The following is a 21,367-nucleotide window of genomic DNA, read 5'->3' as shown; positions in this document are numbered from 1 at the left end:
AGTGATGCCAAAAAGAACCGATATTCGTAAAATTTTAGTCATTGGCTCCGGTCCAATCGTGATTGGTCAAGCTGCCGAATTTGATTATTCAGGAACCCAAGCCTGTCTTGCACTTAAGGAAGAAGGGTACCAAGTGGTGCTCATCAACTCAAACCCTGCGACGATTATGACTGATAAAACAGTTGCTGACACGGTTTATATCGAACCAATCACACTTGATTTTGTGACACAAATTTTAAGAAAAGAACTACCAGATGCGATTTTACCAACACTTGGGGGTCAAACAGGCTTAAACATGGCCTTAGAACTCGCTAATTGTGGGATTCTTGCTGAACTCGATATCGAATTACTCGGGACAAAATTAAGTGCCATCGATCAAGCTGAAGATCGGGAATTATTCAAGAACTTGATGAACCAACTCAATGAACCCATCCCTGAATCAGCCATTGCGCACTCATTAGCTGATGCACAGGAATTTGTAAAACAAAATGGCTTCCCCGTAATTATTCGCCCGGCCTTCACACTTGGTGGGACAGGCGGTGGGATTGCCGAAAATGCAGGCCAACTCAAAACAATCGTCAAAAACGGAATTGCATTATCCCCAGTTGGTCAAGTCCTTGTTGAACAAAGTATTGCAGGTTACAAAGAAATCGAATTTGAAGTGATGCGTGATCGCAACGACAACGCCTTAGTCGTCTGCAATATGGAAAACTTCGATCCAGTCGGCATCCATACCGGTGATTCAATCGTCTTTGCCCCAGTTCAAACATTAAGTGACCGCGAAGTACAAATGCTTCGGGATGCTTCATTAAAAATTATCCGGGCCTTGAAGATTGAAGGGGGCTGTAACGTTCAATTAGCCCTTGATCCTAACAGTGAGCGCTACTTCATTATCGAAGTTAATCCTCGGGTGAGTCGTTCATCAGCCTTAGCCTCAAAAGCAACAGGTTATCCAATCGCTAAGATGGCCGCTAAAATTGCGGTTGGTCTAACGCTAGACGAAATCTATAACCCAATTACCGGGACCACTTACGCGCAATTCGAACCCATGTTGGATTACGTTGTTGCCAAGATTCCCCGCTGGCCTTTTGATAAGTTCAATAAGGGTGATCGCCAATTAGGTACACAGATGAAAGCGACTGGCGAAGTCATGGCGATTGGCCGGAACATCGAAGAATCACTCCTAAAAGCCGTTCGCTCACTTGAAATCGGGACAGCCCACCTTGAATTAGAAGGTTTAACCAGCGTCAGCGACAACGATCTGGTCCAACGGATTATTCATCCGCAAGACGACCGTCTTTTCTACCTTGCAGAAGCATTACGGCGTGGCTATCTCATTCAGGAATTAGCTGAATTAACGAAGATTGATTTATTCTTCCTAGATAAGATCAGCCACATCATTGAATTAGAAGAACAACTCCGTAGCCAAAAAGGCGACGTCGAATTACTCGAAATCGTTAAGAAAAACGGCTTTTCAGACGAGAAGATTGCCAAAACATGGCAAATCACGCCAATCCAAGTACGCCAAATGCGCCAAGAAAGTGGTATTCAACCCGTTTATAAGATGGTCGATACTTGTGCTGCCGAGTTTGAATCACAAACCCCTTATTACTACGCGACCTACGAACAAGAAAATGAAAGTTTAGTTTCCGCTAAACCATCAATCTTAGTTATCGGTTCTGGCCCCATTCGGATTGGTCAAGGGGTCGAATTCGATTACGCAACCGTCCACTGTGTACAAGCTATTCAAAAAGCTGGTTACGAAGCAATCATCATGAATAGTAATCCAGAGACGGTTTCAACTGATTTTTCAATCTCCGACAAGCTTTACTTTGAACCATTAACACTCGAAGATGTTTTAAACGTCGTCGAACTAGAAAAACCAGAAGGCGTTATCGTTCAATTCGGGGGTCAAACAGCGATTAACTTAGCTGCACCACTTGAAGAAAACGGCGTTAAGATCTTAGGGACGAGCGTTGCCAACTTAGACCGCGCTGAAGATCGTGATTTATTCGACCAATTAATTCAAGAATTGAATATTCCCCAACCAGTCGGGAAAACAGCAACCAACGCACCTGATGCGTTAACGATTGCAACAGAGATTGGTTATCCCGTCTTAATTCGGCCTAGTTTCGTCTTAGGCGGCCGGGCAATGGAAATCGTGCATACCCCAGAAGACTTAACTCACTACATGCAAGAAGCTGTTAAGGTCTCCGATGAACACCCAGTCTTAATCGATCGTTACTTAATGGGTAAAGAATGTGAAGTCGATGCTATCTGTGACGGACAAGAGGTCTTAATTCCAGGCATCATGGAACATATCGAACGGGCCGGCGTCCATTCAGGCGATTCAATGGCCGTTTATCCACCACAAAACCTCACAGAAGATCAAAAAGCAGCAATTATCGACTACACCACTAAACTCTGTCTTGCGCTCGATTGTCATGGTTTGTTGAACATCCAATTCATCATTCAAAATGACGAAGTTTACGTCATCGAAGTCAACCCGCGTGCTAGCCGGACAGTGCCATTCTTAAGTAAAGTTACTCAAATTCCAATGGCACAACTCGCAACCCAATTAATTTTAGGCAGCACCTTAGCTGAATTGAAGAGTCCAACAGGGTTGTTACCAGCAGGCCCACTCATCCACGTGAAAGCACCAGTCTTCTCATTCTCAAAACTAACCCGTGTTGATAGTCTCTTAGGACCTGAAATGAAATCAACCGGTGAAGTGATGGGGACAGATGTCACGATGCAAAAAGCACTTTATAAAGCCTTTGAAGCTAGTGGCATGCATCTGCCAAGTCACGGCAACGTCTTAATGACAGTCACGAACCAAGATAAGGCTCAAGCACTTGCTTTAGCAAAACGCTTTAGAGAAGTTGGTTACCAAATCATCGCGACACCGGGAACAACACAACAATTTAAAGCGGCGGGCATTCCAGTCCAACAAGTCGACAAGATCAACGCCACTTCAGGCGACTTACTCGACAAGATTAAGGCCGGCCATATCCAACTGGTCATCAATACAACTGGTTTAAACGAAGCACCCCAAGTGGCTAAAGATAGTATTGTCATTCGTCAAACCGCTATTGAACATGGCATTCCCTTATTAACATCGCTCGATACAACGGACGCCATCTTAACGGTCCTAGAATCACAATCACTACTTACAAAACCACTATAAAGGAAGTGCGTTCAAACTGGTTATATTCTGAGCATTATAAAAGCGCCAAGGACCGCCTTGGTCTTGGCGCTTTTATTACATAAAAATTCAAAGGAGTCACGCTTATGTTGCCACTAGAATGGCTGTTAACGATTCAAAATCAAACTGAAATTGCACCTGGTATTTTCGAACTCCGCTTATCAGGTGACTTAGCCCAAGAAAAGGTGCAACCCGGACAATTCGTCGATGTCAAAATTCCTAGTGATGCGCTCCTGTTGAGACGCCCATTTGGGATTGCCAATGTCGATGCCGCACATAACACCATTACCTTACTTTATCGGACGGTTGGCGAAGGCACTCAAATCCTCAGTGAGTGTTCACAAGGGACTGAACTATCCGTCTTAGGCCCATTAGGCGGTCATGGTTATCCAATCGACCAACTTAAGCCGCATCAAAAAGCTTTAATCATCGGTGGGGGAACCGGTATTCCACCGTTACACGAATTATCCCGGCAATTAGTCGCTAAAGGCGTTCAAGTCCAACACGTTTTTGGCTTTGCCAATCAAGAGGCTATCTTTTATCAAGCGGAGTTTGAAAAACTAGGGCCAACCGCCTATGCAACTAATGATGGCTCTTACGGTTACAAAGGCCACGTCGGCTTATTACTCGACGCGCAATTTGCAGATGCCGCCACAACCTACGACGCAATCTATGCCTGTGGGCCTAAAGGCTTGTTAATGGCTGTCGATAATCGCTTTAGTGCACATCCAAACGCTTATATCTCATTAGAAGAGCGAATGGCCTGCGGAATTGGTGCTTGTTACGCCTGTGTCACGAAACTAAAAGTCGACCCAACAATCCAGCTAAAAATCTGCGATGACGGACCAGTCTTTAAAACAAACGAGGTGTTAATCTAATGACTAGCGATTTACACGTTTCTTTACCCGGCTTAGAACTGAAGAACCCCATTATGCCAGCATCAGGTTGTTTTGGCTTTGGCCAAGAGTACGGCCGTTATTACGATCTTAATTTACTCGGCGCAATTATCATTAAAGCCGCCACAAAAGAACCCCGCTTAGGGAATGCCACACCAAGAGTGGCCGAAACACCTAGTGGGATGTTAAACGCAATCGGCTTACAAAACCCAGGGATTGAAGCCATCATGGCTGAAAAGTTGCCTTGGTTAGCAGAACGTTACCCAGACCTGCCAATTATCGCCAACGTTGCGGGGAATACAGAAGCAGACTATGTCGCTGTCTGTGAACGGATTAGCCAAGCACCGAACGTTCATGCGATTGAATTAAACATCTCTTGTCCCAATGTCGCACACGGCGGCTTAGAGTTCGGAACTTCACCAGAGGCCGCCGCGACTTTAACGAAAGCCTGTGTTGCGGTTAGCCAGGTCCCCGTCTACGTCAAACTCTCACCAAACGTCACCGACATTCGACCGATAGCTAAGGCAGTCGAAGCAGCGGGAGCAGCCGGGTTCTCGCTAATCAATACCTTAGTTGGGATGCGCATTGATCCAAAGACCCGGCAACCAATCCTGGCTAATCAAACCGGTGGTCTCTCAGGTCCAGCCATCAAGCCAGTCGCAATCCGCCTAGTTCATCAAGTGCGTTCGATTTCCAACCTCCCGATTATTGGGATGGGCGGGGTTGCAACAGCGGGGGATGCACTCGAACTGATGGCAGCAGGTGCTAACGCGATTGCTGTTGGCACGGCTAATTTCAGTGAGCCATTTGCCTGTCCCAATATTATCAAGGCGCTCCCTGATGAACTTGCTAAGTACGATTTACATGACTTTAAAACATTCGCCGTTAACCAGGAGGTTCTATAATTAATGACAAATCCCGTAATTATCGCGCTAGACTTTCCTAATTGGCAAAAAACAGACCAATTTCTCCAACAATTCCCCAAAGATGAAACACTATTCGTAAAAATCGGCATGGAACTTTTCTATCAAGAAGGGCCGCAACTCATTAAAACGCTCAAAGCACGTGGCTATCGGATTTTCCTTGATTTAAAGCTCTATGACATTCCCAATACGGTTCAAAGCGCAATGACCATCATCGGCCAATTAGGCGTCGATTACACGACGATTCACGCCGCGGGTGGACAAACAATGCTACAAGCCGGCGCCGCTGGGTTAAAAGCGGGTGCTAAACAAGCAAACGTCAAACCCGCTAAGTTATTAGCCATCACGCAATTAACGTCAACCAATGAGGCTCAAATGCAACAGGAACAACTCGTTTCTGTCAGCCTGCCTGAGTCAGTAGCACATTACGCACAACTCGCGCAACAATCCGACTGTGACGGAGTGATCTGTTCTGCACAAGAGATTACAACTATTAAAAGTAAGACCGCTACAGATTTTCTCTGCGTCACACCGGGTATTCGTCCCGCAACGAGCCAAAATAACGACCAAAAACGGGCGGTCACACCACTTGAGGCCGCTCAGATGCATAGTAACGGCATCGTTGTTGGGCGCCCGATTACGCAAGCTAGTGATCCTTATCAAGCTTACCAAGCTATTAAATCAGAATGGGAGTCTTTCAAATGACAACAATTGCCGAACAAGTCGCACAAGCCTTAATCGATATTAAAGCAGTGAGCCTCAGCCCAAATCAACCCTTTACCTGGGCGAGTGGCCTCAAAAGCCCCATTTACTGTGACAACAGACTTACAATTGGTTATCCTCAGGTCCGCAAGCTAATTGCCAGTCAATTAGCCGCTGCCATCAAAGCTCAATTCCCAGAAGTTGAAGTCATTGGTGGCACCGCAACCGCTGGGATTCCACATGCTGCCTGGATTGCAGCTGAACTCGATCTACCCATGGTTTATATTCGCTCTAAACCAAAGGACCACGGTCAAGGGCGCCAAATTGAAGGGCCTTTTACAGCCTGTCAAAAAATGGTCTTAATTGATGACTTAATTTCAACTGGCGGTAGCGTACTGCAAGCTGCTCAAGCTGCTCAAAAAGAAGGCGCTGAAATTTTAGGCGTCTTCGGGATTTTCTCATACGAATTGGCCGCCGGTCGCAAGAACTTCGAACAAGCCGGGTTTCGATTGATGACCCTTTCTAACTTTTCAGCACTATTAGCCGTCGAACAAGCTGCCGATAATCTGACACCAGAACAAGCGACCTCCTTAAATGAATGGCGCCAAGACCCACAAGCATGGTCAGACGCACATTAAAAAAAGAGTGTGACACCAGTCGGATATGATCTGAGGATTAACCCTGAACAGGATGACTAATGGAACACGTTTAGAAAGTGGCGGAAGTCATCTACCTAAACTAACAAAAAAGCGTTCCGTCAAAATTTAATTTGGCGGAACGCTTTTTAATTAGGCTTGCACTGGTTTGTTGCGTAACTGCTGAACGAGTGCTTCGTCCGGTGTTGTATAGAGGGTTTGTTGTCCTTCGTAAATGACAAAACCGGGTCTGGCACCGTTTGGTTTCTTAATTTTTTTAACTTGAATGTAATCAACTGGTACAGCGGCTGACAAGCGGGCCTTCGAGAAGTAGGCTGCTAAGTTACCAGCTTCTTGAATCGTTTGTTCAGACGGTGTCGGACTATCAATAATCACATGGGAACCCGGAATATTCTTAACATGCAACCAAATATCGGTTTTATGTGCTTTTTTCAAGGTCAACTGATCATTTTGATAGTTATTCTTCCCAACAAAGATTCGCGTGCCATCTGTCGCATAGAAGACCTCTGGTTCACTAATCTTATAGCGTTTTTGTTTCTTAGCGCCTGTTTTCTTAATCTTAAGATAGCCTTCAGCCTGTAATTCGGCCTTAATATCTTCCAAATCCTTAGGTTCGGCAATCTCAATTTGGGCCATAATGGTGTAGAAATACTGTAACTCAGCTTCCGTCTTAGCCATTTGGTCATTGACGTAGGCAATTGAGTTTCTTAGTTTTTGATATTTCGAGAAGTACTTCTGTGCATTTTTAGAAGGACTAATCTGATTGGATAACGTAATTTTAATGGGTTCATTGTTATCGTAAAAATTAGGAAGCGTCACTTCCGTCATACCCCGTTCAACTTGTCGTAAGTAGGTGGTTAAAATTTCACCTTTGATCCGATAATCATCGGCACTATCGGCTGCTTTGAGTGTTTTTTGTAGTTTTTTAAGTTTCTTTTCATCCTTTTGAATCTCATTACGAATGAAATGAATGAGGGCCCCACCTTGTTGTTGCACACGGTCGCGCTGAGCCTTATGCAGATAGTATTGGTCTAACAGTTCACTCAGCGTTTCAAAATGGCTCTGAGTCCCTGTTAGGCTCTGATAAGGGAAGGCGGTAAACCATGATTTCTTTTCACCAATTGTTAACGTCGGTTGTGCTTGGTCAAATTGCTTGAAGAAATCGGTCACGACTGCTAAATAGTTATCGTGATCCATTAAACGGGTTTGCAATTCAAGGGCACTTTCGCGGCTCATGCCTTGGAATTGTTGTTGTAGCCAGTGAATCTGTTCATCGGCATCTTCATTATAGTAACTTAACCAATCAAGAGTTCCTAGATCGGTCGTAAAGGCATTTAGACCAGTTGGTGCTGGTGGATTAACGTAATCAGCCCCGGGCATTAAAAAGCGGAACCGGTTTTGTGAAACCCCGACATGGCGAATTAAATCTAAAATCTTTTGAGTTTCAAGGTTAATCAAGATAACATTACTATGCCGACCCATTAATTCGACAATCAAACATAGTTTTTGCATGTCACCCAATTCATTGCGGGATTTAAAGGTCAGACGTAAGATTCGGTCACTTTCAACTTGTTCGATCCGTTCTAAAATGGCACCGTCTAAATATTTACGAAGCGTCATCGCAAAATTGGGTGGCGTTGCAGGGTTCGCATAAGGCACCCGCGTTACTTGTACTCGTGCATAAGAAGGGTGTGCAGATAACAAAAGAGGGTACGTTTTACGATTTGCCCGGATCGTTAAGATTACCTCATTGGCATAAGGCTGTTGGATTTTAGTAATTTTACCGTCGGCAAGCGTCGTATTGAGCTCGTTGACAACGGCGTGAGTCATTAAACCGTCAAAGGTCATTATTGGTCACACTTTCTATAATAGAATTATCTTACTTATTGTAACTGTTTTGGCACAGAACCTCAAAGAAATTAACGTATCTGCTAACTAACCATGGGTGTTTAAAATTTACATAATTAGCTAAACCGTTATCATCGCCGTTATAACGATAAACTAAAAGAAGAGGGCCTATACAACTTTTTGAAAAAAGCGATTAATAGGGGAATTAGCCCGTCATTTATGATATAGTTATTAGCGAATAATAAAAAAGTAGGTGTCAACATGAAAATTGCTGTAGTCACTGATAGTACTGCTTATCTCACAGAACAGCAAGTGAAAGACCATCATCTCTACGTTGTTCCAATCCCAGTAATTCTCGATGGACAAGTGTACGATGAAGGCGTCGACATTACATCTGAAGAGTTCTATCAAAAATTAAAAACAGCCGAAACATTTCCAAGCACCTCACAGCCTCCACTAGGCGAGATGTTAAAATTATATGAGGATCTAGGTAACGAAGGTTACGATGCTGTCATCAGTATCCACCTTGCCAGCACGATTTCCGGATTTGTGACAACTTTGAAAAATGCGGCCAGCACCATCGATAACATCCAAGTCGTACCTTACGATTCTGGCATTACCGTGATGTTGATGGGCTATTTAGCAATGGAAGCAGCCAGAATGGCTCGCGATCCAGAAGTCACTGTTGAACAAATTATTGATCGACTCGATGATTTAAAAAGCACAATGGATGAATGCTTCATCGTCAACGATTTACAAAACTTAGTCCGTGGTGGCCGTCTATCAAATGCCTCTGCCTTTATTGGTAGTATGTTAAAAATCAAGCCATTATTAACATTTGATGATGAAACCAACAAGATTACAGCTTTTGAGAAGGTGCGTTCATTGAAGAAGGCATACGCCCGCGCCGAACAAATCTTCGAAGAAACACAAGAACGTGTTGACTACCCATTACGCGCATTGATTATCCATGCCAACGATGAAGCAGCAGCACTATCATGGCGTGATAAACTCCGTGAAAAACATCCTGATTTACCGATTGATATCAGCTATTTCGGCCCAGTTATCGGTGCCCACTTAGGTGAAAAGGCAATTGCCCTAGCTTGGATTAAGGATTTCACGAAAGAATAATATTAAATAATACTTTAAAAAAATGGTTTACAGCAATTAAGTTTGCTGTAAACCATTTTTTAGTTATATAATCATGTAAGCGGTTAGCTTATTTCGACTAATTTTGTGCCGATCAGTTTATAGATGACAGATTTAACGGCTACTTTTTGCACAATTGCTAACGACGATTCGCTAAGGTCGAATTCATTGACGCTGGCAGGCGCATTGATATTGGCCATTTCATCGTTAAAAAGGGCCACAAATTGGTCATAAGCTTCACCGGCACTGGCATTATCTAAGGCTTGTTGAATCCCTTTTTTGCAGACGTCTAGCGGGAAAACAAGCTTCATAATGCTGACAATAATCAATTCAGCTAGATGATCGCGGTTATAGCGTTTCTTGATTGGCCGCTCAATAATGGCCATCTTAACGTAGCTATTAATCATTGTTTTCGTAATCTTAACGTGCAAGAGCGGCTCTAGTTGCTTATTGACTTCATTAATCACTTGGTCCATATATAACTCTAGATCCGGAAAATCTTCCCATTGCGGCAAACGCAGGGCTTGAAAATCACTAAGCCACTGCTTAAATTCTTGAGATTGCATTTCGATACTCCTTAACGACCAACTTGTTTGTTCTTTTATTATGCCATAGCGTTAATCATTTGTCACGTATGTAGAATGCGATTCTATTTTTAGTTGACTTATATTCTATATCAATCTATAATACTCGACAAATAGAGAAAAAAGAGGCGATCATTTGCATATGATGACTAATAAACGACAACAAATTATCTACGAAGTTTGGAATGCCATTACACACGGTGTGGGCTTCTTCGGTAGCCTAGCGTTGGTAATCCTCCTGATTGTCAAGAGTGTTCAAAAATCGCTATCCCCAGTTGCGATTGCTAGTTTAATCGTTTACGGTGCCACATTACTAGCGCTGTATCTCGCATCAACGTTATTCCATTGTTTAGCCTTTACTAAGGCCAAACGGGTTTTCCAGATATTTGATCATAGTAACATTTTCTTGTTAATCGCTGGTACCTATACACCATACTGTTTGATTTTTATCGGGCATACGGCGGGCATTAGTCTATTGATTGCGATTTGGACACTTGCAATTGCGGGCATTTTAACGCATATTTTTAGCCACGGTCGCTACCAACGTCTAGAAACCAGCATTTACGTTATTATGGGCTGGTTATGCTTATTGGCAGGCAAGACGTTATACACTAACTTATCACCCTCAGGTTTTTGGTTACTCGTCAGTGGTGGCGTCGTCTTCACAGTTGGCGCCTTAATCTACAGTTTTCCTAAAATTCCTGGATTACATTTGATTTGGCACTTTTTCGTAATGCTCGGGACGACATTAATGTTCTTTTCAATTTATCTGAACATCTAAATTATTGACTTAAAGGAGTACAACTCACATGACAATTAAAATAGTAACCGATTCATCAATTCAATTAACTGCAGCAGAACAAGAACGGTATGATATCCATATTGTGCCACTGACGATTCAACAGGGGGCTGAATCCTTCGTTGACGGTCAAACAATTACCCGTGCCGAATTCTTAAGCCGCTTGCAAAATGCAACGACTGAGTTTCCAACAACAAGCCAACCAACAGTCGGCAGTTTCGTTGAATTATACGACCAATTGGGGGCTGATGGCAGTACGATCTTATCAATCCACTGTACAGGGTTACTCAGTGGCACTATCGAAGGCGCACACACAGCGGCTCAACAATCAACGAGTGACGTCCACGTCATCGATAGTAAAGAAATTGACCGTGGCCTGGCTTATCAAGTCGTCGCAGCCGCTCAAGATGTTGAAGCGGGGAAGACACTCACTGAAATCATTGCCCATCTTGATGAGATTCGTAGCAAGACAGAAACCTACGTCTTTTTAGACTCACTAGATGCACTCCAACGCGGCGGACGTATCAGTCGAATGGCGGGGCTCTTAACAAAACTGATTAAACTCAAGGTGATCGTCCGCTTAACGGATACAGAATTAGAAGTGATTGCTAAGGGACGGGGGCTAAAGGCCTTCACCAAAGAAATCAATAATATTCGCGAACACTTGGCCACTCAGGATATCGCTGAAATTGGTATTTCACACGTCGGCATTACTGACGAACTATCCGCCAAAATCCAAGCAACGCTAGCAGAAACCCAGCCCCACGTCCCTTATACAGTCGCTTTAACGAGTCCCGTTATTATGAGTCACGTTGGTCTGGGGGCCTTCGGGATTTTTTACCTTACGAAATAGCATCACCAAAGAACGTCTTCATGAGACGTTCTTTTTTTGTCTTTGAAATTGCGCAAAATCTAGTTGCGTTATTCAGAGTCATCATCTATACTAGAATGAACGTTCTAATAAGAGGAGATTATCAGATGCGCACGAAAGAATTTGAAACAACAGCCGTCTTAGACAAAGCAATGCTCGTTTTTTGGCGCCAGGGATATGAACAAACGTCGATGCAAAACCTAGTCGACGAAATGGGCATCCATCGCCGTAGTATTTATGATACGTTTGGTGATAAGCACCAGCTATTTATCGAAGTCCTAGCGCATTACCACGATCAAATCACCACGACATTTAAGCAAATCATCAATGAGCATAGCGACCTTAGTAGTCGTTTGACAGCCATCTTTGAAACGTTCATTAACCATCCAGCGCAACAACCAGACGGCTGTTTAGTCGTTAATACGGCAACCGCGTTATCAACGTTAGAAGAAGACATTCAACAGCTCATTAACCGCTATTTACAGCAGGAACAAGCAATGCTGCAGCGATTACTGATTGAAGGGCAAGCTGAGTTGCAGTCTCCGATTAAGAGCGAGCTACTAGCCGCAACACTTCAAAATGCATTGGTTGGTATCCGTGTCATGGCTAAAGTAAATCCCGATTCAGAGGCATTATTAGCAATAGCACACCAAACACTTCAAATACTCCCATGGAAAGAGGCACTTTAAAATGAAAGCAACTCAAATTACAAACTATAGTAAAGATCTCAATGTGACAGTGAAGGAAATTGCCACCCCCAAACCCCAAGCTAACGAAGTACTCATCAAAGTTAGCTATGCCGCAGTCAATCCGTTAGATTTAATGAATATTCACGGCAGTGTTAAGTTGATTCAAGATTATTCGATGCCACTAACCCTTGGCAATGAAGTTGTCGGTGAAATCACTGCTATCGGCTCTAACGTAACGCCTTTTAAACCGGGTGATCTGGTTTACACCCGGCTACCACTTGCTAAGATTGGTGGTTTTGCAGAATACGTTGCGGTTAATGCCGACGCTATCTGGTATACACCTACCAATTTATCAGCTAAAGAGACCGTTGCTGTCCCCTTGACCGGTTTAACCGCTTATCAAGGTCTCACGGAAGAATTAGCTGTTGAAGCAGGGAAGACGATTTTCATTCCTGGTGGTTCTGGCAGTTTTGGCCAATTAGCCGTGCCAGTCGCTAAATCTTTAGGCTTAACAGTCATTGTCTCAGGGAACGCTGCAGCACGTGAGCATATTCTAGAATTAGGCGCTGATCAATACCTTGATTACCGGACAACCGATTATTGGGAAGTATTAAATGATGTCGATTACGTTATCGATACTCGTGGGGCTCAAGATATCGAACGTGAACTTTCAATTATGAAACCGGGTGGTCGCTTATTAAGTTTGGTGGCAGGCCCTAACAAACACTTTGCAATCACGCACCAATTACCTGCTTGGAAACGGCTCTTGTTTGGTTTAGTCGGTAAGAAATGGGATAAACTCGCTGCTAAAGCACAAGTTGACTACCGCTTCATCTTTGTGCGTTCGGATGGCCAGCAACTTAAAAAAGTCACTGAATTAGTTGAAAAACATCACATTACACCAGCTATCGATCCACACGATTTTGATCTTGATCACGTTCAAGATGCACTGGAATTGGTTGCTAATGGTAAATTAGCCGGTAAAGTTGTAATTCGACTAACTGACTAAAGTAAATCTAAAAAGCCCAGTTATTGGTATTTAACCAGTATCTGGGCTTTTTTAAATGGCCTGTGATAAATTCTAAAGTACTGTTTGGTGCCATTTTTAGCTAGTTCAAATAACCAAACAGTTCAATTAAATTTAATCTAGTTTTCAACATAAAAATAATCGATTACGGTAATTAAAGACGGTGTGGGGGACCTATTAAATAAAAAAAGATATTCTAGTTTACATAATATATATTATAGGAAGTATACGTTTATTTTAAAAGAGTGGCTGATTTTGACTTATTAAGCTGTATTTAAGTCCTTAATTTAGCAAATTCTTTTAGCAACGTTTTAAAATGCTTTAACTAAAACATCAACCGTTTAAAAAACTCAACTACGATTAACAAATCTCAATGCTAAATGACTGATCTGACCGCAGATTAAAACCATTTCCTAATCATTAATGATCAAAAACCACATGAAATTCATTAAATAACTCAAGATTGATTTATACAGCTGTAAAATCCGTAATTTTAAGGCTCAAATTGCTAATCATTAACCATAATCCGAGTTCAATAAAACGCTAATTTGATGCTCAAATCGGCCTAAGCATGCTATAAACGCTGTTATATCAACGTTTTAATAGGATAAAGGACCGTTAAACAGGCATTTTATTCGTTTTTAAATGGCTGCTACAAATGGCCTAAAAACTGACTTCTCGGGTTAGTGGTCAAAATTCGTCAAACAAGTGTTGTTAAAACCATAATTTTAACAACACTTGTAGTGTTCTCGCCGCTTTTTTGTTAAAATAACTATAATTCTCTATTAAGGTGGTTTCAATCATGGACCAACAACGTTATCTCGAACTATGTGAACAACGCTTGGCGGATCTTCCCGATTACGTCCGTAAATTTTATATTAATCGGCAAGCCAATGCATACTCCTCTGCAACGCTCTATCAATATCTCCAAGAATACATCCGCTTCTTCTCCTGGTTAATTGACGAACAAATCGTTGCTGTTCAAACGACTAAGGATATCCCCCTTGTCGCGCTTGATAAGATGAAATTAGAAGATATCGAACTCTATAAGATCTTTTTAATGAATAAACGAAAAGCAAATAATCATAAACTCTCCTTCCAGGCGGTCAATCGCTCTATCAACGCTTTGAATGCGCTCTGGTACTTCCTGACAATTGAAGCAGAACAAGCCGATGGTGAGCCTTATTTTTACCGTAACGTCATGAAAAAAGTCAAACTACTGAAATCTTCCGAGACAATGGCCACTCGTTCACGCCATATCGGTCAAAAGTTGCTCACCGGCGATAAAAAACATGACTTCATTACCTTTATGCAAGTCGACTATCCCAGTGCGCTCTCTAATCGCCAACTCGCTTCTTATACGCAAAATTGCGAACGGGATATTGCGATTTGCGTATTGGCACTTACTACCGGCATTCGTCTTTCCGAACTCGCCCAAGCTAACGTTTCTGATTTGAACCTCGAACAACTAACAATTACGGTTATCCGTAAGGGTGGTCAACAAGATACCGTGCCCATCGCACCTTGGGGCTTACCTTATCTGCAAGATTACGTTCAAATCCGACAACAGCGCTATTCTACCACTAACGAACGGGCCTTATTTGTCACAAAGTATCGCGGCCAAGCGAAGCGAATCAGTAACTATGCCATTGAAAAACTGGTAGCTAAGTACTCTGAAGCTTTTGGCGTTCGCCTAACGCCGCATAAATTCCGTCATACACTCGCAACCGATCTGATGTCAGCGACCCACAGCGAAACGATTGTGGCGACCCAATTGGGCCAAACAACCACGCAAGCCACCCATTTGTATACGCACGTAGTTGATGACGAACAGCGCTCGGCGATGGATAAGCTCGAATGAAGCTTGATTGCTTGACATCTTTGTTGTATCCGGTATACTGAAAACGTTCTTAAAATTTAAATATTAACCATCACAAAGGGGAGCCATTGGCTGAGAGTGATTAAATGATCAGACCCTTCGAACCTGTTTGTTAAGACAAGCGTAGGAATTGTGATGGAGTTGAGACTTTAACTCCTTTTTTGTGTTGGTTAACCAAGAAAAGGGGTTATTTTTATGCAACATCAACGGTTATTGATTCAAATTGAAGGGGCCATTATCGCAGCGTTTGCGATGGCACTCGAGTATATTCCTCATACAGTAGGACCTTCAGCGATTGAAGTTTCCTTTGGGATTATCCCTATTATTATCTATAGTCTCCGTCGCGGCGTCGCTGCTGGGATGGTTTCGGGTTTAATCTGGGGCCTTTTAGACCTCGTCTTACGCGGACTTGGTAACGGGAGTGTTCTCAACGTTTGGCAAGGATTACTAGAATTTACGATTGCCTTCATGGTCGTTGGCCTAGCTGGCGTTTTACAAAAACCAGTTCAAGCAAGTATCCAACAAAATACCAAAGTAAAAACGATTGCGCTCCTTTGGTCCGCAGCTTTCATTGGTACTTTCGCCAAATACTTCTGCCACTTCTTAGCTGGGGCCATCTACTGGGGCTCATACGCACCTAAAGGAATGAATGCTTGGCTCTATTCGTTAACCGTAAATGGCGGCAGTTTCGTTGCCGGCTTCATCTTAAATGGTATCGTCTTTGGGATTTTATTGGCGATGATTCCGAAATTATATCTCCCAAAAGATATGTTTTTAAAAGTCCAATCTGAAAAATAATTAACAACAAAAAAGAGGCCCTTAGCGGCCTCTTTTTTTAATGGTCATTTCTAGCACGTAATGCGTATAAAATCGAAACTGTGTCGACAACTTCTTGGAATAAAGCACCAATTAAAGCTGGTACGACACCGGTACTAGCAATCAACATCAATCCGATACAGATGAAGATCCCAATCAAAACGGACTGGCGCGCAACCCGCATTGTGTCTCGTGCAATCGTGATGGCGCGACTAACCCGACTCAAATCATCCTTTAAGATGACAACATCTGCTGATTCACTCGCTGCTGTGGCACCGTGAGCACCCATCGCAATTCCGACATCGGCACTCGCCAAGGATGGTGCATCGTTAACACCGTCGCCAACCATGATTATCGGCCGCTGCTCCGGCGCAACATTATTGATGAGTCGAATTTTATCGGCAGGCAAACACCCAGCGTGAACTTCATCAATGCCGACTTGAGCCGCAATCTCTTTAGCGGTTGTCGCCTGATCACCTGTGAGCATCATTAAGCGCTGTAAACCGAGCTGATGAAGCGTTGACATCGTTTGAGGTGCTTCCTGGCGAAGATGGTCGATAAACGTGATATAGCCCGCATAACGCCCGTCAATGCCAATGTAGACAGTTGTCTGTGTCTGGGGTTGTTTAGCTTGGTTAGGCGCCACAAATTCAAATTTGCCGACTTGAACCGTCTGTCCAGATGCTAATTGGGCGGTTACACCAGCACCCGTCATTTCTTTTAAACTAGTAATCTCTAATAATCGCGCTGCTGGGACGACTTGTAGTAAAGAACGCGCCAGAATATGCGCCGAAGCCTGCTCAGCACTGGCTGCTAAACGACATAACTCCGATGGTTTAATATCAATCTCCGGTACGACTTGATCCACGGTTAATTGGCCATTCGTAATCGTGCCGGTCTTATCAAAAGCAGCCGATTTGGCCAGCGCCAATTTTTCAATCGTCGTCCCCGTTTTGACGATAATCCCATTCCGGCTGGCACGACTCATACCTGAGATAAGCGCAATCGGTGCCGCGAGAATCAACGGGCATGGCGACGCGACCACCAAGACCTCGGCAAAGCGCACAGGGTCTTTTGAAAGCCACCACGCTACACCCGCAATCAAATACGCCACTAATGTAAACGGCACGGCATAGCGATCCGCTAAACGCACAAAATGAGCGGGTTGCGCTGCTGAGCTTTCAACCAGTTTAACAATTGCTTGATACTGACTGTTAATAGCCAATTGATCGACCACCATTGTGATTGATGTCTCACCGTTTACTGATCCTGACATAATCGGCTCATTGATTGTCCTTTCAACTGGGCGTGATTCACCGGTTAGAGACGATTCATCAAACAGCGATGACCCCTCAATGATATGACCGTCAACCGGAACCAGTTCTCCTGGCTTCACAACAACTTGATCATTGACTTGGAGTTCGTCGACAGCAACATCAACAAGTCCGTCACCACGCATTAAATGAGCGACCTGTGGCGAGTTGTCCAATAACGATTTTAATTCCCGCCCTGCTTTATGCGCGGCATAATCTTCTAATGAATCCCCACCCGTTAACATCACGAGGACCATCAAGGCAGCCCAATATTCACCAACAGCGAGTGTTGCAATGATGGCGGTAATAGCCAGTAAATCAACACCATATCGACCAGATTTTAAAGTACGAATCATCTCAATCAACATCGATAACGCAACTAAGCCACCAGCTAGACTGACTAATACTTGGGCCCACAGTGGTTGTTGGCATAAAAAGGCTAATACTAATGCGGTAATCCCAACCACAATTGTGAGTACTAACTTCAACGTATGTTTCATCATTATCGGCCTCCTTGTGAATTCTCTTACATTATAACACGTTTGATGTTAGATTAGAATCATTATCATCTGTAAAAAAGACACAAAAAAACCCATCATATTATTGATGGGTCTCATTTACAGAAAGTTGTGCCATAATAGCTGTCCGAATGGATGTCATTGCTGCTATTAATGTTGTCATCCGCTTAATTGCAGGCGATGTCTTTTTTTGGTTAGCCAACGCTTTTTCGGTTTTATGGATGATTGACTCAATCGGTGCCTGTGCCCTGACCAATGCTTCAGCAGTTATATCTGTGCGCCCATTCAATAAATCACGACCAACTTCCAATGCGTGAATTCTATTTTTTAATAAAGTAAATTGGGCGGACCCTTCTCCAAATTTTAGCTGGCTCTTTTGACAATTTCGAATTGTCGCTTCAATTACTTGAATTGCCTTTGTTACTTCCTCAGTCATCTGTTGCTCCTAACAAAAAAATAAAGCCCCGCAGGACTTTATCTTCTTAATTGCTATTAAAATGCTGCTGTTAATTGTGGGACAACTTGTTTCTTACGTGACACAACACCGGCTAATTGGGCACGATGGTTGTTTAAGGTCACATCAAAGGCCTTTTCGAAGGCTTCAGCTGGTTCGCCGATAACAAGCGCTTCTGAGTTACTGTTTAAGATGTCAGTAATCAAAAGTACGAATAAGTCGTAACCGTTAGCTTTGTTGTCTGCTTCGATAGCAGCTTCAAAAGCAGCTTGGCGTTTGAAGACCGCTTCGATATCAACTGTGTTAACTTGATCGATACGAACTTTTTTACCAGCCATATCGAATGTTTTAGCATCAGCTTCAATTAATTCAGCTTCGCTCTTATCATCTAAGTTAGTACCAGCTTTTAACATTTCAAGACCATATGATTCAAAATCAACATCTGCAATTTCTGCTAATGTCTTGATAGCAATCCGGTCTTTTTCAGTTGTTGTTGGTGATTTCATCAACAATGTATCTGAAATGATGGCACTCATCATTAAACCAGCTAATTGAGCAGGGATTTCGATTTTATTTTCGTTGAACATTGATAAAAGAATTGTGCTGGTACAGCCAACTGGTTCAGCACGGTAGAATAATGGGCTTACTGTTTCAAAGTTAGCGATCCGATGATGATCAACAACATCAGTTACTGTTAAATCTTTGATATCAGCAACACTTTGTTGTGCTTCGTTGTGGTCAACTAGCATAACACTTTGCACTTCACTACCAGCTTCTTTAATCACACGTGGTGTGCTTGCAGCAAAGTGGCGTAATGCATAACTTGTTTCTTCATTTGGTTCACCTAAAGCAACAGCTTCGACATCCTTGCCAAGTTGTTGTTGTAGATAAGCAAACGCCATTGCCGCAACAATTGCGTCTGTATCTGGGTTTTGGTGACCGAAAACTAATTCTTTACTCATATTTATACAGACCCTTCTTTTCAAAATTACATTATCGATTATACCAGAAATATTAAACGATTTTACGGTTTTGTTCTTTAATTCGCGTTAAATAGTCTTTTTCTTCTAGGTAAAGATTGAATTCACGGAAGAAACTGTCAATCCGAGGAATATCTTCCTTTTCTTTACGGAATACGAAGGCTAGTTCAAATTGAATCGCTGGATCAAATTGTACCGCGTTCGATTCAATCCCAACATTATGGGCATCGTAAAAGCTCTTAGGTAGTGCGGTGCTTAAACCAGTTGCTTCAGCAAAACGTAAAATTTCAAATGGCGATGTAAATTGTGCGGCACTAACTGGCCGATCTACCATTTGATTCTTATACGCTTCACTGATGAATTGATTGAGATAGTATTCATCAGGATAAGTAACCCATTTTTCAGTTAATGTATCTTCAAAATGAATCTTCTTGCGTTTCTTCAATAACGGATTATTGCTCAAGAAAACAAGGCTTTCATCCGCAATCTTCTTGGAACGGTAAGGCTTCCAATTTTTAATACTGTCATCTGGTAAATACATGATTGCAAGATCAATTTTATTATTTTCGAGACGATCCCAAATTTCCTTACGTGTCAATAAATGAACACTGACTTCGATATTGGGGAATTGTTGGTAATACTTGATTAAGAAACTTTGAATAACACTGAGTTCCATCGATGCTAAAATCCCGATATTAATTTTACCACGACTAGCGCTAGTTGCACTTTGGATTTCGTCCGTTGCCGTGTTTAATAAATCATAGATTTGGTGGGTTGCATCTAACATTGTCCGGCCGGCATCAGAGATGTGTAATTTCTTACCGACAGAATAAAAAAGTGGTGCCCCAACTGTGCGTTCCAATTTCTTAATTTGTTGGGTTAATGCCGGTTGTGTAATCCCTAATAGCTGAGCGGCCTGCGTATAGTTCATCGTTTCCGCTAATTGCAAAAAATAAGTTAATGTTTTTGAAGAAAATATATTCTCTTGTCTTGTCTTCATGCTCAATCCTCATTTCTTTGGGTTATCCCTTATCATTATAATAATAAAAAAATAAAAAAAGAGCAACCTTTTTCGGCGCTCTTTCTTATTATTCACTTAAAAATTTCTAATGCTACCGCTTTATACCGCTTATTTTGAATAATCAGCGGTATGTAACAACCGTTCGGCATTAACAACCCGATCATGAGTTGGTGGTTCGATGCCTTCAAGTGGGTACTTAATCCCCATTTTTTCATATTTGACAATTCCCATTGTATGATAAGGCAACACCTCAACCCGGTCAACATTATTCAAGGTCTTAATGTAATCGCCAAGTCGTTCTAAGTAACAATCATAATCTGTCCGTTCTGGAATGAGGACGTGCCGAATCCACATATGATGACCGTGATTAGACATATATTCAATCATTTCCAAAATATGTTTATTTGAAAAACCGGTTAACTTCTTATGGCCTTCTGGATCGATATGCTTAATATCAACCATCGATAAATCCGTATACTTCATCAATTCTTTAAACTTACTGAAGAATGGTTCCTTATACGTGAAAGGTTGCCCACACGTATCAAGACATGTATTAATGCCCTGTGCTTTGCATTTTTTAAATAAATCAATTAAGAAATCAATTTGAATTAGTGATTCACCACCGCTACAGGTGATGCCACCTTCCTTACCCCAAAATGCTTTGTAAGGTAATGCTTTTGCAATTAATTCGTCAGCAGTATACGGTTCACCACTACCAATATTCCAAGTATCGGGATTATGACAGAATTCGCACCGCATGCGACACCCTTGTAAAAAGGCCACAAAACGAATACCAGGGCCATCTACGGATCCAAAAGATTCGATTGAATGGACATAGCCAATTGGTGCTTCTGTGGTTGCTTCTGGTACGACTGTTTCTGCGGTTTCCGTTGATAAACGGGTTGTAAATTTAATTGCCATTTCTTCCACCTCTTATAAAAGACACTCTTCCTAGCAAAACTGCTAAATCAAAATTAGCAGCTTTACAAGAAAGCGGATAGGGTTAGCTATCCGCTGCCTCGTTTATTCTTATGAAT

Annotated in this window: 19 protein-coding genes and 1 riboswitch; of the genes, 12 read left to right on the top strand and 7 right to left on the bottom strand. The window is 42.5% G+C overall.

Translation table 11 applies throughout. The features are described 5' to 3' along the window. Window positions 1-4 precede the first annotated feature (4 nt). The 5 genes from carB (at window position 5) to pyrE (ending at window position 6,364) form a co-directional block, all read left to right on the top strand. A complete protein-coding gene (carB, locus tag ACPBEH_RS01665; protein ID WP_424349479.1) occupies window positions 5-3,187 on the top strand; it encodes a carbamoyl-phosphate synthase large subunit in 3,183 nt (1,060 codons plus the stop codon). Between the two features lie 104 nt (window positions 3,188-3,291). Next, window positions 3,292-4,083 (top strand): dihydroorotate dehydrogenase electron transfer subunit, encoded by a 792-nt coding sequence (locus ACPBEH_RS01660; RefSeq protein WP_424349478.1) that lies wholly within the window; start codon window positions 3,292-3,294, stop codon window positions 4,081-4,083. After that, a complete protein-coding gene (locus ACPBEH_RS01655; RefSeq protein WP_424349477.1) occupies window positions 4,083-5,006 on the top strand; it encodes a dihydroorotate dehydrogenase in 924 nt (307 codons plus the stop codon). The genes ACPBEH_RS01660 and ACPBEH_RS01655 overlap by 1 nt, the downstream gene beginning before the upstream one ends. 3 nt (window positions 5,007-5,009) lie before the next feature. Further along, window positions 5,010-5,729, top strand: coding sequence for an orotidine-5'-phosphate decarboxylase (pyrF, locus tag ACPBEH_RS01650; protein ID WP_424349476.1), 720 nt, complete (start codon window positions 5,010-5,012; stop codon window positions 5,727-5,729). Continuing rightward, window positions 5,726-6,364, top strand: coding sequence for an orotate phosphoribosyltransferase (gene pyrE, locus ACPBEH_RS01645; protein ID WP_424349475.1), 639 nt, complete (start codon window positions 5,726-5,728; stop codon window positions 6,362-6,364). The genes pyrF and pyrE overlap by 4 nt, the downstream gene beginning before the upstream one ends. A gap of 150 nt (window positions 6,365-6,514) precedes the next feature. On the opposite strand, the gene ACPBEH_RS01640 is transcribed toward pyrE, so the two are convergent. Then, the gene (locus ACPBEH_RS01640; protein WP_424349474.1) at window positions 6,515-8,230 is read right to left on the bottom strand and encodes an NFACT RNA binding domain-containing protein; all 1,716 of its coding nucleotides are present in this window, start codon (window positions 8,228-8,230) and stop codon (window positions 6,515-6,517) included. Between the two features lie 261 nt (window positions 8,231-8,491). Here ACPBEH_RS01640 and ACPBEH_RS01635 point away from each other — a divergent pair, with 261 nt between their 5' ends. Next, window positions 8,492-9,361, top strand: coding sequence for a DegV family protein (locus ACPBEH_RS01635; protein ID WP_424349473.1), 870 nt, complete (start codon window positions 8,492-8,494; stop codon window positions 9,359-9,361). Between the two features lie 83 nt (window positions 9,362-9,444). Here ACPBEH_RS01635 and ACPBEH_RS01630 read toward each other — a convergent pair whose 3' ends face one another. Continuing rightward, window positions 9,445-9,945, bottom strand: coding sequence for a DUF1836 domain-containing protein (locus tag ACPBEH_RS01630; RefSeq protein WP_424349472.1), 501 nt, complete (start codon window positions 9,943-9,945; stop codon window positions 9,445-9,447). Between the two features lie 160 nt (window positions 9,946-10,105). Here ACPBEH_RS01630 and trhA point away from each other — a divergent pair, with 160 nt between their 5' ends. The 6 genes from trhA (at window position 10,106) to thiT (ending at window position 16,026) form a co-directional block, all read left to right on the top strand. Next, a complete protein-coding gene (gene trhA, locus ACPBEH_RS01625; RefSeq protein WP_016265118.1) occupies window positions 10,106-10,744 on the top strand; it encodes a PAQR family membrane homeostasis protein TrhA in 639 nt (212 codons plus the stop codon). Window positions 10,745-10,772: 28 nt separating this feature from the next. Further along, a complete protein-coding gene (locus tag ACPBEH_RS01620) occupies window positions 10,773-11,615 on the top strand; it encodes a DegV family protein (RefSeq protein WP_424349471.1) in 843 nt (280 codons plus the stop codon). A 125-nt stretch (window positions 11,616-11,740) separates the two neighbouring features. Continuing rightward, a complete protein-coding gene (locus ACPBEH_RS01615) occupies window positions 11,741-12,322 on the top strand; it encodes a TetR/AcrR family transcriptional regulator (RefSeq protein ID WP_424349470.1) in 582 nt (193 codons plus the stop codon). A gap of 1 nt (window position 12,323) precedes the next feature. Continuing rightward, entirely contained in the window at window positions 12,324-13,331 is a 1,008-nt protein-coding gene (locus ACPBEH_RS01610; protein ID WP_424349469.1) for an NADP-dependent oxidoreductase, read from the top strand. Between the two features lie 820 nt (window positions 13,332-14,151). Beyond that, on the top strand, window positions 14,152-15,210 hold the full coding sequence (gene xerS, locus ACPBEH_RS01605) for a tyrosine recombinase XerS (RefSeq protein WP_424349468.1): 1,059 nt from the start codon (window positions 14,152-14,154) through the stop codon (window positions 15,208-15,210). A gap of 66 nt (window positions 15,211-15,276) precedes the next feature. Then, a riboswitch (TPP riboswitch) is annotated at window positions 15,277-15,375 on the top strand. 48 nt (window positions 15,376-15,423) lie between these two features. Continuing rightward, window positions 15,424-16,026, top strand: coding sequence for an energy-coupled thiamine transporter ThiT (thiT, locus tag ACPBEH_RS01600; RefSeq protein WP_407128560.1), 603 nt, complete (start codon window positions 15,424-15,426; stop codon window positions 16,024-16,026). A gap of 37 nt (window positions 16,027-16,063) precedes the next feature. On the opposite strand, the gene ACPBEH_RS01595 is transcribed toward thiT, so the two are convergent. From ACPBEH_RS01595 to pflA, 5 genes are all read right to left on the bottom strand, one after another. After that, window positions 16,064-17,857, bottom strand: coding sequence for a heavy metal translocating P-type ATPase (locus ACPBEH_RS01595; protein ID WP_424350044.1), 1,794 nt, complete (start codon window positions 17,855-17,857; stop codon window positions 16,064-16,066). A gap of 100 nt (window positions 17,858-17,957) precedes the next feature. After that, entirely contained in the window at window positions 17,958-18,311 is a 354-nt protein-coding gene (locus tag ACPBEH_RS01590; protein ID WP_104964023.1) for a hypothetical protein, read from the bottom strand. Between the two features lie 56 nt (window positions 18,312-18,367). After that, window positions 18,368-19,291, bottom strand: coding sequence for a manganese-dependent inorganic pyrophosphatase (locus tag ACPBEH_RS01585; RefSeq protein ID WP_424349467.1), 924 nt, complete (start codon window positions 19,289-19,291; stop codon window positions 18,368-18,370). Window positions 19,292-19,343: 52 nt separating this feature from the next. Beyond that, window positions 19,344-20,309 (bottom strand): LysR substrate-binding domain-containing protein, encoded by a 966-nt coding sequence (locus tag ACPBEH_RS01580; RefSeq protein WP_424349466.1) that lies wholly within the window; start codon window positions 20,307-20,309, stop codon window positions 19,344-19,346. 129 nt (window positions 20,310-20,438) lie between these two features. Continuing rightward, window positions 20,439-21,251 (bottom strand): pyruvate formate-lyase-activating protein, encoded by an 813-nt coding sequence (pflA, locus tag ACPBEH_RS01575; protein ID WP_424349465.1) that lies wholly within the window; start codon window positions 21,249-21,251, stop codon window positions 20,439-20,441. Window positions 21,252-21,367 lie beyond the last annotated feature (116 nt).

The organism is Latilactobacillus parasakei (assembly GCF_049674265.1).
Classification (GTDB): domain Bacteria; phylum Bacillota; class Bacilli; order Lactobacillales; family Lactobacillaceae; genus Latilactobacillus; species Latilactobacillus sakei.
Note: the sequence above shows the minus strand (reverse complement) of the source record. Positions and strands in the feature narration are given on the sequence as shown.

Bases quoted from the DNA above. Each gene is read 5' to 3' on its own strand.
- ACPBEH_RS01635 (WP_424349473.1), top strand. From the start codon at position 8,492: ATGAAAATTGCTGTAGTCACTGATAGTACTGCTTATCTCACAGAACAG.
- ACPBEH_RS01655 (WP_424349477.1), top strand. From the start codon at position 4,083: ATGACTAGCGATTTACACGTTTCTTTACCCGGCTTAGAACTGAAGAAC.
- ACPBEH_RS01640 (WP_424349474.1), bottom strand. From the start codon at position 8,230: ATGACCTTTGACGGTTTAATGACTCACGCCGTTGTCAACGAGCTCAAT.
- pflA (WP_424349465.1), bottom strand. From the start codon at position 21,251: ATGGCAATTAAATTTACAACCCGTTTATCAACGGAAACCGCAGAAACA.
- pyrE (WP_424349475.1), top strand. From the start codon at position 5,726: ATGACAACAATTGCCGAACAAGTCGCACAAGCCTTAATCGATATTAAA.
- ACPBEH_RS01610 (WP_424349469.1), top strand. From the start codon at position 12,324: ATGAAAGCAACTCAAATTACAAACTATAGTAAAGATCTCAATGTGACA.
- carB (WP_424349479.1), top strand. From the start codon at position 5: ATGCCAAAAAGAACCGATATTCGTAAAATTTTAGTCATTGGCTCCGGT.
- trhA (WP_016265118.1), top strand. From the start codon at position 10,106: ATGATGACTAATAAACGACAACAAATTATCTACGAAGTTTGGAATGCC.
- ACPBEH_RS01595 (WP_424350044.1), bottom strand. From the start codon at position 17,857: ATGAAACATACGTTGAAGTTAGTACTCACAATTGTGGTTGGGATTACC.
- ACPBEH_RS01580 (WP_424349466.1), bottom strand. From the start codon at position 20,309: ATGAAGACAAGACAAGAGAATATATTTTCTTCAAAAACATTAACTTAT.
- ACPBEH_RS01630 (WP_424349472.1), bottom strand. From the start codon at position 9,945: ATGCAATCTCAAGAATTTAAGCAGTGGCTTAGTGATTTTCAAGCCCTG.
- thiT (WP_407128560.1), top strand. From the start codon at position 15,424: ATGCAACATCAACGGTTATTGATTCAAATTGAAGGGGCCATTATCGCA.
- ACPBEH_RS01660 (WP_424349478.1), top strand. From the start codon at position 3,292: ATGTTGCCACTAGAATGGCTGTTAACGATTCAAAATCAAACTGAAATT.
- ACPBEH_RS01620 (WP_424349471.1), top strand. From the start codon at position 10,773: ATGACAATTAAAATAGTAACCGATTCATCAATTCAATTAACTGCAGCA.
- ACPBEH_RS01615 (WP_424349470.1), top strand. From the start codon at position 11,741: ATGCGCACGAAAGAATTTGAAACAACAGCCGTCTTAGACAAAGCAATG.
- ACPBEH_RS01585 (WP_424349467.1), bottom strand. From the start codon at position 19,291: ATGAGTAAAGAATTAGTTTTCGGTCACCAAAACCCAGATACAGACGCA.
- ACPBEH_RS01590 (WP_104964023.1), bottom strand. From the start codon at position 18,311: ATGACTGAGGAAGTAACAAAGGCAATTCAAGTAATTGAAGCGACAATT.
- pyrF (WP_424349476.1), top strand. From the start codon at position 5,010: ATGACAAATCCCGTAATTATCGCGCTAGACTTTCCTAATTGGCAAAAA.
- xerS (WP_424349468.1), top strand. From the start codon at position 14,152: ATGGACCAACAACGTTATCTCGAACTATGTGAACAACGCTTGGCGGAT.